Origin of the sequence: Streptomyces sp. NPDC052036 (assembly GCF_040680495.1) — a bacterium.
Classification (GTDB): Bacteria; Actinomycetota; Actinomycetes; order Streptomycetales; family Streptomycetaceae; genus Streptomyces.
This window is the reverse complement of sequence record NZ_JBFAWW010000018.1, coordinates 59,915-74,104: the sequence shown is the minus strand read 5'-3', so window position 1 is coordinate 74,104 and position 14,190 is coordinate 59,915. Positions and strand designations below refer to the sequence as shown.

At 70.3% G+C, this 14,190-nt stretch carries 14 protein-coding genes; 11 read left to right on the top strand and 3 right to left on the bottom strand.

All coding sequences use genetic code 11. The annotated features are described in order from the left end of the window. Positions 1 to 139: 139 nt before the first annotated feature. The 3 genes from AB0L95_RS24300 to AB0L95_RS24290 all read left to right on the top strand — a co-directional run bounded on the left by AB0L95_RS24300 (position 140) and on the right by AB0L95_RS24290 (position 4,113). Entirely contained in the window at positions 140 to 1,546 is a 1,407-nt protein-coding gene (locus tag AB0L95_RS24300; RefSeq protein WP_365164558.1) for an FAD-linked oxidase C-terminal domain-containing protein, read from the top strand. A gap of 230 nt (positions 1,547 to 1,776) precedes the next feature. Further along, positions 1,777 to 3,258 (top strand): RDD family protein, encoded by a 1,482-nt coding sequence (locus AB0L95_RS24295; RefSeq protein ID WP_365164386.1) that lies wholly within the window; start codon positions 1,777 to 1,779, stop codon positions 3,256 to 3,258. A gap of 54 nt (positions 3,259 to 3,312) precedes the next feature. Then, the gene (locus AB0L95_RS24290) at positions 3,313 to 4,113 is read left to right on the top strand and encodes an RDD family protein (protein WP_365164383.1); all 801 of its coding nucleotides are present in this window, start codon (positions 3,313 to 3,315) and stop codon (positions 4,111 to 4,113) included. 148 nt (positions 4,114 to 4,261) lie between these two features. Here AB0L95_RS24290 and AB0L95_RS24285 read toward each other — a convergent pair whose 3' ends face one another. Continuing rightward, positions 4,262 to 4,549: a hypothetical protein gene (locus AB0L95_RS24285; RefSeq protein WP_365164381.1), complete on the bottom strand. Its 288-nt coding sequence runs from the start codon at positions 4,547 to 4,549 to the stop codon at positions 4,262 to 4,264. Between the two features lie 540 nt (positions 4,550 to 5,089). Here AB0L95_RS24285 and AB0L95_RS24280 point away from each other — a divergent pair. Together AB0L95_RS24280 and AB0L95_RS24275 are read left to right on the top strand one after the other, a co-directional pair. Then, the gene (locus tag AB0L95_RS24280; RefSeq protein ID WP_365164378.1) at positions 5,090 to 7,414 is read left to right on the top strand and encodes an immune inhibitor A domain-containing protein; all 2,325 of its coding nucleotides are present in this window, start codon (positions 5,090 to 5,092) and stop codon (positions 7,412 to 7,414) included. 169 nt (positions 7,415 to 7,583) lie between these two features. Then, a complete protein-coding gene (locus AB0L95_RS24275) occupies positions 7,584 to 7,916 on the top strand; it encodes a hypothetical protein (RefSeq protein WP_365164376.1) in 333 nt (110 codons plus the stop codon). Positions 7,917 to 7,953: 37 nt separating this feature from the next. Here the strand turns inward: AB0L95_RS24275 and AB0L95_RS24270 are convergent, their stop codons facing one another. Beyond that, the gene (locus AB0L95_RS24270; protein WP_365164374.1) at positions 7,954 to 8,538 is read right to left on the bottom strand and encodes a nicotinamidase; all 585 of its coding nucleotides are present in this window, start codon (positions 8,536 to 8,538) and stop codon (positions 7,954 to 7,956) included. A 228-nt stretch (positions 8,539 to 8,766) separates the two neighbouring features. After that, a complete protein-coding gene (locus tag AB0L95_RS24265) occupies positions 8,767 to 10,095 on the bottom strand; it encodes a nicotinate phosphoribosyltransferase (protein ID WP_365164371.1) in 1,329 nt (442 codons plus the stop codon). A 170-nt stretch (positions 10,096 to 10,265) separates the two neighbouring features. Here AB0L95_RS24265 and clpS point away from each other — a divergent pair, with 170 nt between their 5' ends. The 6 genes from clpS to AB0L95_RS24235 all read left to right on the top strand — a co-directional run bounded on the left by clpS (position 10,266) and on the right by AB0L95_RS24235 (position 14,180). Then, entirely contained in the window at positions 10,266 to 10,583 is a 318-nt protein-coding gene (gene clpS / locus AB0L95_RS24260; RefSeq protein WP_365164368.1) for an ATP-dependent Clp protease adapter ClpS, read from the top strand. A 34-nt stretch (positions 10,584 to 10,617) separates the two neighbouring features. Continuing rightward, positions 10,618 to 11,223 carry a DUF2017 domain-containing protein gene (locus AB0L95_RS24255; RefSeq protein ID WP_365164365.1) on the top strand — a complete coding sequence of 202 codons (606 nt, stop codon included), beginning with the start codon at positions 10,618 to 10,620 and terminating at the stop codon, positions 11,221 to 11,223. A 342-nt stretch (positions 11,224 to 11,565) separates the two neighbouring features. Then, positions 11,566 to 13,026 (top strand): amino acid permease, encoded by a 1,461-nt coding sequence (locus AB0L95_RS24250; protein ID WP_365164362.1) that lies wholly within the window; start codon positions 11,566 to 11,568, stop codon positions 13,024 to 13,026. Positions 13,027 to 13,092: 66 nt separating this feature from the next. Next, positions 13,093 to 13,515, top strand: coding sequence for a M67 family metallopeptidase (locus AB0L95_RS24245; RefSeq protein ID WP_365164360.1), 423 nt, complete (start codon positions 13,093 to 13,095; stop codon positions 13,513 to 13,515). Positions 13,516 to 13,594: 79 nt separating this feature from the next. Then, positions 13,595 to 13,690 carry a putative leader peptide gene (locus AB0L95_RS24240; RefSeq protein ID WP_311692371.1) on the top strand — a complete coding sequence of 32 codons (96 nt, stop codon included), beginning with the start codon at positions 13,595 to 13,597 and terminating at the stop codon, positions 13,688 to 13,690. A 148-nt stretch (positions 13,691 to 13,838) separates the two neighbouring features. Continuing rightward, positions 13,839 to 14,180, top strand: coding sequence for a MoaD/ThiS family protein (locus AB0L95_RS24235; protein ID WP_365164358.1), 342 nt, complete (start codon positions 13,839 to 13,841; stop codon positions 14,178 to 14,180). The last annotated feature ends 10 nt before the right edge of the window (positions 14,181 to 14,190 follow it).

Here is a 14,190-nt window from a genome sequence, read left to right as displayed (position 1 = left end):
CCGTGCCTCCGGGGCCCTGACCCCCGGGCCTCCGGGACCCTGACGGCAGGGTCCCGGAGGGGCTGCGGCGGGGGCCCTCGTGTGGGTTCTCGCGAGGGTTCCCGTGGGGGTTCCCACCGCCGACCCCGGGTGCGACGCTGTGATCATGAGCCGTATCGAAGCCCCGCGCGACGAAGTCACCGGCAACCTCCTCGACCTCCTCCGGGCGGGCCTGCCCGCCGAGGCCGTCCTGGCCGACCCCGATGTCACGGCCTCGTACGGACACGACATGGCGAGCTTCTGCGCGGCCGGCACCCCGGCCGTGGTCGTGCTGCCCCACACCGTCGAGCAGGTCCAGCACGTCATGCGGACCGCCACCGACCTGCGGATCCCGGTCGTCCCGCAGGGCGCCCGCACCGGGCTGTCGGGCGCGGCGAACGCCTCCGACGGCTGCATCGTGCTCTCGCTCACCAAGATGGACCGGATCCTGGAGATCAATCCGGTCGACCGTATCGCCGTGGTCGAGCCCGGCGTCATCAACGCCACCCTCTCCCGCGCGGTGGACGAACACGGCCTCTTCTACCCGCCGGACCCCTCCAGCTGGGAGATGTGCACGATCGGCGGCAACATCGGCACGGCCTCCGGCGGCCTGTGCTGCGTCAAGTACGGGGTCACGGCCGAGTACGTCCTCGGTCTCGACGTCGTTCTCGCCGACGGGCGCCTGCTGTCCACCGGCCGCCGCACCGCCAAGGGCGTCGCCGGATACGACCTCACCCGCCTCTTCGTCGGCTCCGAGGGTTCGCTCGGCATCGTGGTCCGCGCGGTCCTCGCCCTGAAGCCGAAGCCGCCGCAGCAACTGGTGCTGGCCGCCGAGTTCGCGTCCGCGGCCGACGCCTGCGACGCCGTCTGCCGGATCATGACGGCCAGGCATGTGCCGTCCCTGCTCGAACTGATGGACCGTACGACCCTCAAGGCCGTCAACGACCTCGCGCACATGGGCCTGCCGGAGACCACCGAGGCGCTGCTGCTCGTCGCCTTCGACACCCCGGACCCGACCGCCGACCTCGCCGCGGTCGGCGCGCTGTGCGAGGCCGCGGGCGCCACTCAGGTCGTCCCGGCCGACGACGCGGCCGAGTCCGAACTCCTGCTGAAGGCCCGCCGTCTGTCGCTCACCGCGCTGGAGGCGGTCAAGGGCACGACGATGATCGACGATGTGTGCGTGCCCCGCTCCCGGCTCGGCGACATGCTCGAAGGGGTCGAACGGATCGCCGGGAAGTACGGGCTCACCATCGGGGTCTGCGCGCACGCGGGCGACGGCAACACGCATCCGACCGTCTGCTTCGACGCACAGGACCCCGACGAGTCGCGGCGCGCCCGTGAGTCCTTCGACGAGATCATGCAACTCGGCCTGGAACTGGGCGGAACCATCACCGGTGAGCACGGGGTGGGACTCCTGAAGAAGGAGTGGCTGGCGCGCGAGATCGGCCCGGTGGGCGTGGAGACGCACCGGGCGATCAAACAGGTCTTCGACCCCCTGGGCATCCTGAACCCGGGCAAGGTCTTCTGAGCCGGGCCCGCACGAGAGCCCACAGAAGAGTCCGCCGGTACGAACGCGCGTTTACGAGAACTTTCTTTCGGCGTGCGTTCCGGGTATGTGAAGGGCGTGCGCGCTATCGCCCGGAAAGGGGTGGGTACAGCCGGAGGGGCCGTACTGCCTGCCCGCTTCTGATAGATGTGGATGCCCACACAAGCTGTGGATGCCCAGACAACCCCCCGAGCAGATACGGGACGACGGACATGAGCGCCCCCACCCCGGCACCCGGTGACGACAGGCCCCGCGAAGGCTACTACCCGGATCCGTCCATTCCCGGATACGTCCGGTACTGGAACGGGGTCGCCTGGGTGCCCGGAACCAGTCGGCCGGCACCCGCCGACGGCACAGCCCCGGCCCCGCCCGGCGCGGGTCCCGCCGAGCCCTCCGTGGAGGAGACAGGCCCGCACTTCTTCGACGAGGACCCGGTCGACCAGGCCGGTTCGGCGACCCCGGCCGGAGGTCCGGCACAGGCCCCGCACGACAACCGTCCGGTGCCCCCCTCGACCTGGGGCGCCGACCGCTCCCGGCAGTCCGGGTTCGGCGGCGAGCAGGACCGCCGGGTGTCCTGGGGCGCGGCCGAGGCCGCCGACCCGCGGCTGCCGGCCCCGGGTGCGCCCGACGGCAGGGCCACCCGGACGGACGGCACCGCCACCATCCCGCCCGCCGCGACCGGATCCGCCCCGGGCGCCGAGGAACCCGCCCCCTCCGAGAGCACCATGACGATCCGTGCGCTCTCCCCGCGCACGGGGGAGCAGGGCGGAAGCGCGGGGGCGGCCGGTTCCGCCGCGGGGCAGTCCGCCGCGCGCACACCGAGCGCCCAGGCCGCCGCCCGCCAGGCACTCGGCCTGGACCCGCAGGCGCCGAAGGTCGCCCCGCCGCGGACCGCCCCGGCACCCCAGGCCCAGTCCGCCCCGGCACCCCAGACCCAGCAGGCCCCGGCGCCCCAGGCGCCCGCGGCGGGGGCGTCCGTCCCGCAGCAGGCCGGCTCGCTCTCCCAGCAACCGGCGGCGAGCCTGCCGCAGCAGGCCGGCCCCGCGACGGGACCCGGGGCGCCCATGACCTCGGGCCCGGGCGGCGGCCAGCCCTCATGGGCGCAGCAAGTGCACCAGTTGGCGAGCGCGGACGCCGGCGGGGACCGGCCGCCCGCTCCGTGGAAGCCGCCGGTGGAGGACCCGTTCCTGGCGGCCGCCCGGGCGCAGGCGGCGGCGCGGCCCGCCGGCCTCGGCAAGCGGCTGGCGGCCCGGCTGCTGGACACCCTGGTCCTGGCGGCGGTCACGGGTGCGGCGGCGGTACCGCTGGCCGGCAAGGCGATCGACCACGTCAACGGCAAGATCGACGCGGCCCGGCTGTCCGGTCGGACCGTCACGGTCTGGCTGCTCGACGGCACGACCTCGGTCTATCTCGGCATCGTGCTCGCCGTGCTGCTCGGCTTCGGTGTGCTCTACGAGGTGCTGCCGACCGCCCGGTGGGGCCGCACGCTCGGCAAGAAGCTGTGCGGACTCGATGTGCGGGACATCGAGGGCCATGAGCCGCCGGCCTTCGGCCGGGCCCTGCGCCGCTGGCTGGTCTACAGCGTTCCGGGCGTGCTGGGCATCGGTGTCATCGGTGTCCTGTGGTGTGTGTTCGACCGTCCCTGGCGCCAGTGCTGGCACGACAAGGCCGCACACACGTTCGTGGCGGGCTGACCCGGACGGACCTCTACGGATGCGGAGCGGCGGGGTTCGCGGTCGACTCGGGCCATGAGCACCGAACCGCCGCCCTCCGGCTCCGGGGACTCCCCGGAGGACGACCCGTTCAGAAAGCAGCAGCCCCCGTCGTCCGAGGGCCCCGGCCCCGGCCCGCACGGAGGTCCGGAGCACGGCGGCGGTCCCTCGTACGGCAGTGAACCCCCGCCCGCCGGCCCGCCCCCCGGCGGCGAGCCCCCGTACGGGGCGCCCCCGCCCCCCGGAGGGGGCCCCTACGGCACACCCCCGCCCTCCGGAGGCGGTCCCTACGGCGGAGGAGGCCCGTACGGTGGCGAGGGTCCCTACGGCGCCGGAGGGCCCTACGGTCCCGGCGGCCCGTACGGCGGCGGCACGGACCCCCTCGCCGGGATGCCCCCGCTGGCCGACAGCGGCAAACGCGTGCTCGCCCGGATCATCGACATGATCATCGTGGGGGTGGTCGTCTGGCTGCTGTCCTGGGTGTTCCGCACCACCGAGTACACCGTGGAGGCGGGCCGGGCCGAGTACGGCAAGTCCCTCGGCCAGTCCGTGATCGCCGCCGTGCTCTACATCGCGTACGACACCGTCCTGATCTCCCGGTCGGGTCAGACGATCGGCAAGCGGCTGCTGAACATGCGGGTGGCCAACCTGGCGGACGGCTCCACCCCGTCCGTGCAGGCCTCGCTGATCCGCGCGGCCGTGCTGTGGCTGCCGTTCGCCTTCTGCTGTCTCTGCGTGTGGACCGCGATCTGCGGCGGCTGGAGCTTCTTCGACCGGCCCTACAAACAGGGGCTGCACGACAAGGCGGCCAGGACCGTGGAGGTCAGCACGGTATGAGCGGTCCGGGGGGATGAGCGTGACGGCGGCGGCGTACGTATGAGCCGGCGGGCCCATGTCTGCGGGGCCCGCCGGTTCATGTCCGCTCGACGAGGTGGTGCGTCATGGTGCGTGGAGTCTGTGCGGTGCAGGGGGCACGGCGCCCGGTTCAGGGGTTCGCCGGCTCGCGCGCGGACTCGGCGGGCGCGGCGGATCCGACGGACGCCGTCGGGCGCCCGGCCGCGGCGGACGGGCGTTCGGCGGACCGCCCGGCGGCCGCTGCGGACCTCGGCAAGGGGACCGTCACGGCGACGAGGAGTCCGAGGGCGAGAGCCGCGAGGGCGATCACGGTGATCCCCAGGCCCGAACTCGTCTGGGACAGCAACAGCATGGCGAGGGTCGAGAAGATCACGGTGCAGGAACCGTAGGCGAGCTGTGCGGTGTTCGGACGAGGCATGGCCATTCCTCGGGGGTGGAGGCCTCCCCCCGTGCCTCTCGCGATGGGGGAGGATGCGGATAACTGCTGACGACTTCTGGCAACTGCTGGCGTCGGTGGGGCACTTGGGGTGTGGCTAAGAATCGTGGGGTGACAACGGTGTCGACAGGGCAATCCGTCGTCGTTCCGACGTTCCGCCTGTCGACTCTATTCGCCTGCATGCCCGAGGGGAACGGCCGGTAAGCGTGACCTAACCCACGGTGCCGATGCATGGGGGGCGCATGGAGTCATGCGGTCCGCCAAGTGGACAGTTCCGCGCGCCGGTTGACGGGCGACTATGCCGTCTGCAAGCCGTCCGCTGTCGCCGTGCACCGTTCGTATGCTGTTCGAATGGCGAACACCTCGTTCTCTTAATGCAATTGACCTGTGCAAGTCAAGATCTGTCTTTTCTCTTAAACCTCCGGTCAAATGTCGTCACTTGACACACGCGTACCTCGCGCGGACCTTCCCTGCAACCAGGACCCCCTTCCGCGTGACCGGGCGCGTCGGGGAGGACTTCAAGTGACCAGTAGACCCTGGACGTTCAGAGCGTCCGCGATCGTCGTCGCCCTCGCGGCGGCCACCGCCACCCTCTCGGCGACCGCCGTGGCCCAGGGGGGCGCGAAAGCCCCCGCGGCCCATGTCGACCGGCATGAACCGCAGCCGGTGGAGGGCAGGGAGCACAACCTCGACGGACCGCTGAGCAGGACCCAGGAGGCCCAGCGCGAAGAGGCGCTCAACCGAGTCATATCCGGCAAGGCGTCGGTCACGGACCGCGGCGCCTCGAAGGTGGTGAAGCTCAGCAGCGGCAAGTACGTCGAACTCGCCCGCGAGCGCACCGACAAGATCTTCACGATCCTCGCGGAGTTCGGCACCAAGACGTCGCAGTACGGCGGCACGGCCGGCCCCCAGCACAACCTGATAGCCGCGCCGGACCGCACCAAGGACAACAGCACCGCCTGGCAGGCGGACTACAACCGGCAGCACTTCCAGGACCTCTACTTCTCCACGGACCCGAAGAAGAACTCGCTCAAGCAGTTCTACGAGAAGGCGTCCTCCGGCCGTTACTCGGTCGACGGCCAGGTCCAGGACTGGGTCAAGGTCGACTACAACGAAGCCCGGTACGGCAGCAACCAGTGCGACACCTGTGTGTGGAACCTGGTCAGCGACGCCCTCGCCCAGTGGGTCGCCCAGCGCAAGGCCGCCGGCGACACCGACGCGCAGATCAAGGCCAAGGTCGCCCAGTACGACCAGTGGGACCGCTACGACTACGACGGCGACGGCAACTTCAACGAGCCCGACGGCTACATCGACCACTTCCAGATCGTGCACGCCGGCGAGGACGAGTCCGCGGGCGGCGGCGCGCAGGGCGAGGACGCGATCTGGGCCCACCGCTGGTACGCGTACGGCACCGACTCCGGCAAGACCGGTCCCGACACCAACAAGCTCGGCGGAACGCAGATCGGTGACACCGGCGTGTGGGTCGGCGACTACACCGTCCAGCCGGAGAACGGCGGACTCGGTGTCTTCGCCCACGAGTACGGCCACGACCTGGGCCTGCCCGACAACTACGACACCACCGGCAACGCCGACAACTCCACCGGCTTCTGGGACCTCATGTCCTCCGGCTCCTGGCTCGGCACCGGCAAGAACAGCATCGGCGACACCCCCGGTGACTTCACCGCCTGGGACAAGCTCCAGCTGGGCTGGCTGAACTACCGGACCGTCACCTCCCGCGCCACGTCGCTGACGAAGGTCGGGTACTCGGAGTACAACACCAAGGACCCGCAGGCGGTGCTCGTCACGCTGCCGAAGAAGACCGTCACCACGGAGCTGATCCCCCCGGCGAGCGGCTCGTACCAGTGGTGGAGCGGCAGCGGCAACGGCCTCAACAACACGCTGACCCGTGATGTCGACCTGACCGGCAAGTCGTCGGCCGCGCTGTCCCTCAAGGGCTACTACGACATCGAGCAGAACTACGACTTCCTGTACACGGAGGTCTCGACCGACGGCGGCGCCACCTGGAAGCCGGTGGACGGCACGGTGAACGGCGCCGCGATCCCGCGCGACGCGAGCGACCAGCCCGCCCTCACCGGCACCCTCGACGGCTACGCCGACCTGGTCTACCCGCTGGACGCCTACGCCGGCCAGAAGATCAAGCTGCGCTTCCGCTACACCACCGACACCGGTGTGGCCAAGAAGGGCTTCACGGCCGACGACATCGCCGTCACCGCCGACGGTTCCGCCGTCTTCTCCGACGGAGCCGAGAACGGCACCGGCGACTGGGCGGTGACCGGCTTCTCGGTCAAGGGAGCGTCCTACAGCGGCGACTACCCGCAGTACTACATCGCCGAGAACCGCCAGTACGTGTCGTACGACTCGACCCTGAAGACCGGCCCGTACAACTTCGGCTTCCTGAACACCAAGCCGAACTGGGTGGAGCACTACCCGTACCAGAACGGCCTGCTGGTCTGGTACTGGGACACCTCGCAGGCGGACAACAACGTCAGCGAACACCCGGGCCAGGGCCTCATCCTGCCCGTCGACGCCCACGCCAAGCCGCTGAAGTGGACGGACGGCACCTATCTGCGCACGCGGATGCAGGGCTACGACTCCACCTTCACCCTGGAGCCGACGGACGCGATCACGCTGCACAGCAACGGCGTGGCCACCAAGATCAAGAGCCAGGCGGGCGTCCCGGTCTTCGACGACCACAAGGGCACGTACTACTACTCCGCGACCCCGTACGCGAGTGTGAAGGTGCCGGACACCCACACCAAGATCAGGCTCCTGCGGCAGACCAAGAACGGCAGCGTACTGACGGTGGCGGTGCAGCCGTCCCGGTGACGACCCCCGGATGATCTTCTCCGGAGTGGGACCGCTCACAAGCTGAACAGCGTTTTCGCAGCTCAACGCATGATCGGCCGCGACCCTCTGGCGGGTCGCGGCCGATCGTGTTTAGGTGCGTCCTGTGGCTCTCTTATTGACATCAGTTCTCACGGGGGTGTGACAAGACATGGCCGCAGGAGGTTTCTGCAAGCTGCCGAGCGGCAGCGTGGTGGTGGCGCTGAACCTGCCCAGCCCGGGCTCGGCGGGCGGCTTCGTCCGCGTGCTCGTGCTCGCCCAGAACCGCGCCCGGGCGCTGACGCGCCTGCGCAACCTGGGACTGCGTGCCGTGTATCTGCGCGGCAACGCGGCCCCGCCGACCCCCGACGAGATCACGGCGGTCCTGCACCACCCCGACGGCCTGGTATGGCGCACGGCCCCGGACAGCACGGGCCAGGAGCTGCCGCAGGAGCTGTGGCACCCGATCCGGGCCCTGCTGCGGCAGAGCACGGCACGGGCGTGAGCCGGGGCCGGACCACGGGCCCGCCGGAAGGCCGGGGCTACACCACGGGCTTGCCGGACAGCTCCACCCCGGCCTCCCTGAGCTCCTCGAGCGCCCGCTCGGTGGTCTCCTCGGACACCCCGGCCGTCAGGTCCAGCAGTACCTGGGTGCGGAAGCCGTGCCGCGCGGCGTCCAGGGCGGTGGCACGCACGCAGTGGTCCGTGGCGATGCCCACCACGTCCACCTCGTCGATCTCCCGGGCCCGCAGCCAGTCGGCCAGCGACTGCCCGTTCTCGTCGACCCCCTCGAACCCGCTGTACGCCGCCGAGTACGCGCCCTTGTCGAAGACGGCGTCGATCGCGCCGGAGGCGACCGTCGGGGCGAAATTGGGGTGGAAGCCGACGCCCTCGGTGCCGGCCACACAGTGCGCGGGCCACGAGCGCACATAGTCGGGGTTGTCGGCGAAGTGCCCGCCCGGGGCGATGTGGTGGTCCCGGGTGGCGACGACATGGCGGTACCCGGCGGGGGCCTGGCCGATCAGCTCGGTGATCGCGGCGGCCACGTCGGCCCCTCCGGCCACCGCGAGGCTGCCGCCTTCACAGAAGTCGTTCTGCACGTCTACGACGATCAAGGCGCGGCGCATGGTCGGTGTCCTTAGGGTCGGCAGCGGTTCGACAGCGGAGGGGTGCGGGGGCCCGGCCGTCTGTACGAACTACCGAGCCTAGAGACTTCGAGGGGCGGACGGGAGGGGGCACGAGAGGGTCGGCCGGGTGCGTGGGTGCGCTGCCCGTTGCATTCCCCCCGGCCGCCCGCTCGTACACCCGGGGGACGGCGTGACCCGAGCCGCACAGCTCTCACATGGACCCGGTTCTCACACGTACTCGGTCGGAAGCACCGGTTCCCCGCGCGACAGCTGCGTCGCCGACAGCGGCAGACCGGCGCGCGCGGCGATGTGCCGGTCGCGTACGACGTCCAGCGGCTCGCGGGCGACGACCTGGCCGCCCTTGACCAGCTCGACCAGCAGCTGCCGGTCCACGAGCGCGTCCGGCACCGGGCCGGTGCCGATGACCTCGGCCTCCGCCGCCCCGTGCTCGTCGAGCCGGCGCGCGGCCCACTTACGCCCGCCTATGGACGTCTTGCCGCCGGTCGACTTCTTCGCGACCGGCACCAGCGGCGCCTTCGGGTCGGCCGACTCGGCCCGGGCGACCAGCTTGTAGACCATCGAGCAGGTGGGGTGCCCGGAACCCGTCACCACCTGGGTGCCGACGCCGTACGCGTCCACGGGGGCCGCCTGGAGTGAGGCGATCGCGTACTCGTCCAGGTCGGAGGTCACGATGATCTTCGTCTTGGTCGCGCCCAGCTCGTCGAGCTGCTGCCGCACCCGGTGCGCGACCAGCAGCAGATCACCGGAGTCGATACGGACGGCGCCCAGCTCGGGCCCGGCGACCTCCACGGCCACCCGCACGGCCTCGGTGACGTCGTAGGTGTCCACCAGCAGGGTGGTGCCCCGGCCCATCGACTCCACCTGGGCCTGGAAGGCGTCCCGCTCCCGGTCGTGCAGGAGCGTGAAGGCGTGCGCGGACGTCCCGACCGTCGGGATCCCGTACCGGAACCCGGCCGCCAGGTCGGAGGTGGTGGTGAAGCCGCCGACGTAGGCGGCCCGCGCGGCGGCCACGGCGGCCAGCTCATGGGTGCGGCGGGCGCCCATCTCGATCAGCGGCCGGCCGTCGGCGGCGGAGGACATACGGGAGGCGGCGGCCGCCACGGCGGAGTCGTGGTTGAGGATCGACAGGATCACGGTCTCCAGGAGCACGCACTCGGCGAAGGAGCCCTCGACCCGCATGATCGGCGAGCCCGGGAAGTACACCTCGCCCTCCGGGTAGCCCCAGATGTCCCCGCTGAAGCGGTACCCGGCGAGCCACTGGAGCGTCTCCTCGTCGACGATCCCGCGCTCCCGCAGGAAGCCGAGGACGCCGGCGTCGAAGCGGAAGTTCTCCACCGCGTCCAGGACGCGCCCGGTGCCGGCCACGACGCCGTAGCGACGGCCCTCGGGCAGCCGCCGGGTGAAGACCTCGAAGACGGAGCGCCGCTCGGCGGTACCCGCCGCGAGGGCGGCCTTCAGCATCGTCAGTTCGTAGTGGTCGGTGAAGAGCGCCGTCGACGGTACGTCCACCGGCAACCCGAGATCCGCTACGCCCACCAAGCTCTCCTCGTACATGTGTCGGTGCCCCCAGTGTCTGCCGGGGGTTCGGGGGTTGTCCCCCGGGTTGAACAACACGACGGCCGATCGTACTCCCATCTCGTCAGTGTGACGATTTAAGGCGGCGGTGCGGGTGTCCGTTTGTGCGGGCCCCCCCTTGGGATGGCAGCATGGGCCGTGTGACGGCTCCCGCACCTCTTGAGATCGAAAAGACCGAGTCGGCGGAGGAGCACTTCGCCGTCCCGGAACCGGACGTCCCCTGGGTGACGATCGTTCACAACGACCCGGTCAACCTCATGAGCTATGTGACCTACGTCTTCCAGTCGTACTTCGGCTACTCCAAGGACAAGGCCACCAAGCTCATGCTCGACGTCCACCACAAGGGTCGGGCGGTGGTCTCCAGCGGGACGCGCGAGGAGATGGAGCGCGACGTCCAGGCCATGCACGGCTACGGTCTGTGGGCCACCCTTCAGCAGGACCGCAAGTAGCGAGCCGCAGACCCGTCAAGCAGCGAAAAGACCGATGCCAGGACACTTCGAACCGCTTCCCGGCGGCGGCGCGGCCGTCGCGCTCGACGACGTCGAGATCTCCATCATCCGATCGCTGGCCGTCCAGCTGCTCGAACTCATCGGGCCGGGCCCGGCGGAGGACGCCCCCGACGACCCGCTCGCCGAGCTGTTCGCGGAGGGCCCGAGCGAACCGCCCTCCGACCCGGTGCTGCGCCGTCTGTTCCCGGACGCCTACGGCGGCCCCGGCGACGGGCCGGCCTCGCCCGAGGAGGCCGAGGAGCGGCGCGCCCACTCCGCCGAGTTCCGCCGCTTCACCGAGAACGACCTGCGCGCGCGCAAGCGCGAGAGTGCCCTCGCGGTGATCCGTTCGCTGGACGGCCTGACCTCGGTGAGCGGGGAGGGCGGGGTGTTGAAGCTGACGCGCGGCGACTCCGAGCAGTGGCTCGGCGCCCTGAACGACCTGCGCCTTGCGATCGGTTCCCGGCTGGAGATCGTCGACGAGGACGACACCGACCACCTCTACGGGCTGCCGGACGACGACCCGCGCAAGCCGATGGTGATGGCCTATCTGTGGCTCGGCGGTCTCCAGGAAACTCTCGTCACGACCCTTATGTCCTGAAGCGCGGAATCCGTTCCGCGCTTCGGCCGTCGTCCGGCGTTCGCTCAGGGGACGCTCAGATCCGGATAACGATCCCGTCACCGTTGCGGCCGTGTTTGTCCGGCTCGGCGGCTCTTTGTCCACTTCTTCCCGTGCGGTGCGTCACATGGCACACCGTCGATCAATGTTGCGGCCGTGATAAATCTTCACGACCGCCCGACGGACACCACCCATGTCCGCTCGGGTGCGCCACCGAGCCGGCGGATCGCCGGCCAGGCACAGCTCCATCACATCCGGGGGGATCGGAACCCGATCCGACGCCATGGCACTGGCTCGGATCGGCGTGGAGAAAGGCGCACCAACATGACCTCATCGCAGGTCGGGAAGCAGTACGACGGCAGTGAGGCCGTGGGCGGCGATGCCCCCGAGGAGGGGTACGAGCGCGGGCTCGGCAGCCGTCAGGTCCAGATGATCGCGATCGGCGGCGCCATCGGTGTCGGCCTGTTCCTGGGCGCCGGGGCGAACATCGCCAAGGCCGGACCCAGCCTCATCCTGATGTACGCCCTCGCAGGCGTCATCATCTTCTTCATCATGCGGGCGCTCGGCGAGCTGCTCCTGTACCGCCCGGTCTCGGGCTCCTTCGCGGAGTACTCCCGCGAGTTCCTCGGCCCGTTCTTCGGCTACTTCACCGGCTGGACGTACTGGCTGATGTGGGTCGTCACCGGCATGGCCGAGCTGACGGCCGCCGCGATCTACGTCGACTACTGGTTCCCGTCGATCCCGCGATGGGTGACCGCCCTGGTCTTCCTGGTGGTCCTGTTCGTCGCCAACCTGATCTCGGTGAAGGTGTTCGGCGAGATCGAGTTCTGGTTCTCGATGGTCAAGGTCACCGCCCTGATCGGCATGATCGTGATCGGCCTCGGCGTGCTGACCTTCGGCTTCAGCGCGGCGGGCGACACCGCGTCGGTCTCCAACCTCTGGCAGTTCGACGGCTTCTTCCCCAAGGGTGTCGGCTCCTCCCTGATGACCCTGCAGGGCGTGATGTTCGCCTACCTCGCCGTCGAGCTGGTCGGTGTGACGGCCGGTGAGTCCGAGAACCCGGAGAAGACCCTCCCGAAGGCGATCAACACCCTGCCCTGGCGCATCGCGCTCTTCTACGTCGGTGCCCTCACCGTGATCCTGTGCGTGGTGAAGTGGACCGAGTTCGCGGCGGGCGTCAGCCCCTTCGTGAAGGCCTTCGCGGTCATCGGCATCCCGGCCGGCGCCGGCATCGTCAACTTCGTGGTGCTCACCGCGGCCCTGTCGTCCTGCAACTCCGGCATGTACTCGACGGGCCGTATGCTGCGCACCCTCGCGGACAACGGCGAGGCCCCCAAGGCCTTCAGCAAGCTGTCCGGGTCCAAGACCCCGGCGCTCGGCATCACGGTCTCCGTCGCCTTCATGGGCATCGGCGTGATCCTGAACTACATCGTCCCGGAGAAGGCCTTCGGCTACGTCACCTCGGTGGCGACCGCGGCCGGCATCTGGACCTGGCTGATGATCCTGATCAGCCATGTGCTGTACCGCCGCGCGGTCGCCGCGGGCCGGCTGCCCGCCTCCGCCTTCCCGGCGCCGGGCGGCGCGGTGTGCAGCTGGATCGCCATCGCGTTCCTGCTGTTCGTCACCGGTCTGATCGCCTACGACCACGACTCCCGCACCTGCCTGTACGTGATGGCGGTCTGGGCGGTCGCCCTCGGCATCGGCTGGGCCGTGCTGAAGGCGCGCAACCCTGAGGTCACCCAGCGCCGCGAGCCGCAGCCGGAGAGGGTCGGCTCAGCCTCGTAGCTCACGATGTGGGCCGTTCCGTACCACCGCTCGGTACGGAACGGCCCTTCTCCTATCCTGGCCGTCATGCTGACCATCACCCAGGACCTGTACGACCGGATCGTCGCCCACGCCCGCGAGGACCACCCCGACGAGGCGTGCGGCGTGGTCGCGGGCCCGGCGGGCTCCGGCCGCCCCGAGCGCTTCGTCCCGATGCTGAACGCGGCTCGCTCGCCCACGTTCTACGAGTTCGACTCCGGCGATCTGCTCAAGCTGTACCGGGAGATGGACGACCGCGACGAGGAGCCCGTGGTCATCTACCACTCCCACACCGCGACCGAGGCCTACCCGTCCCGCACGGACATCAGCTACGCCAACGAGCCGGGCGCCCACTACGTCCTGGTCTCCACCGCCGACGCGGACGGCGCGGGCCCCTTCCAGTTCCGCTCCTTCCGGATCGTGGAGGGCGAGGTCACGGAGGAAGAGGTCACCGTGGTGGAGAGCTACTGATCCCGTGATGCGGGCAGAACCCATCCACCATGCGAGATCACACTCCGGGCACCGGCGCGGGAATCGATACGATGACCCCATGGTTTTCCACGACGTGAGCAAGAAGACGCCGGGCGCACTGCTCGTGGCGCGGCTGCACGTCGACCTGTGCAGGCTGAACAGCGCCATCTGTTGACGCGGCCTGCCGCCGTACGGCCGTGAGCCGATGGGGGCACCCCCGCGCCGGCCCGGCCGGGACCGTGGGGAGCCGCACCCGGCACAGCCCTCGATCTTCGCGCCGCCGCGCCCACCGACCTCACTTCTCCCGACAGGAGTCCCAAGCCATGGCCATCGAGGTCCGCATCCCCACCATCCTCCGCCAGTACACCGACGGCCAGAAGGCCGTCGGGGGCAACGGGGAGACCCTCGCCGAGCTGTTCGCCGACCTCGAGACCCGTCACACGGGCATCCAGGCCCGCATCGTGGACGAGGCCGCCGGCGGAGAGCTGCGCCGCTTCGTGAACGTCTACCTGAACGACGAGGACGTCCGCTTTCTCGACGGCATCAACACCAAGGTCGCCGACGGCGACAACGTGACGATCCTGCCGGCTGTGGCCGGAGGTTCTGCCGCGGCGAAGCCGCGTCCGGCCGCGGTGGCGGTCGGGCGACGGGCGGGCATGGTCTGACGGTCGCTGA

What these genes read in the sequence shown, in the direction of transcription:
- AB0L95_RS24295 (WP_365164386.1), top strand. Translation starts at nt 1,777, where the DNA reads ATGAGCGCCCCCACCCCGGCACCCGGTGACGACAGGCCCCGCGAAGGC.
- AB0L95_RS24290 (WP_365164383.1), top strand. Translation starts at nt 3,313, where the DNA reads ATGAGCACCGAACCGCCGCCCTCCGGCTCCGGGGACTCCCCGGAGGAC.
- AB0L95_RS24285 (WP_365164381.1), bottom strand. Translation starts at nt 4,549, where the DNA reads ATGCCTCGTCCGAACACCGCACAGCTCGCCTACGGTTCCTGCACCGTG.
- AB0L95_RS24275 (WP_365164376.1), top strand. Translation starts at nt 7,584, where the DNA reads ATGGCCGCAGGAGGTTTCTGCAAGCTGCCGAGCGGCAGCGTGGTGGTG.
- AB0L95_RS24270 (WP_365164374.1), bottom strand. Translation starts at nt 8,538, where the DNA reads ATGCGCCGCGCCTTGATCGTCGTAGACGTGCAGAACGACTTCTGTGAA.
- clpS (WP_365164368.1), top strand. Translation starts at nt 10,266, where the DNA reads ATGGGCCGTGTGACGGCTCCCGCACCTCTTGAGATCGAAAAGACCGAG.
- AB0L95_RS24255 (WP_365164365.1), top strand. Translation starts at nt 10,618, where the DNA reads ATGCCAGGACACTTCGAACCGCTTCCCGGCGGCGGCGCGGCCGTCGCG.
- AB0L95_RS24250 (WP_365164362.1), top strand. Translation starts at nt 11,566, where the DNA reads ATGACCTCATCGCAGGTCGGGAAGCAGTACGACGGCAGTGAGGCCGTG.
- AB0L95_RS24245 (WP_365164360.1), top strand. Translation starts at nt 13,093, where the DNA reads ATGCTGACCATCACCCAGGACCTGTACGACCGGATCGTCGCCCACGCC.
- AB0L95_RS24240 (WP_311692371.1), top strand. Translation starts at nt 13,595, where the DNA reads ATGGTTTTCCACGACGTGAGCAAGAAGACGCCGGGCGCACTGCTCGTG.
- AB0L95_RS24235 (WP_365164358.1), top strand. Translation starts at nt 13,839, where the DNA reads ATGGCCATCGAGGTCCGCATCCCCACCATCCTCCGCCAGTACACCGAC.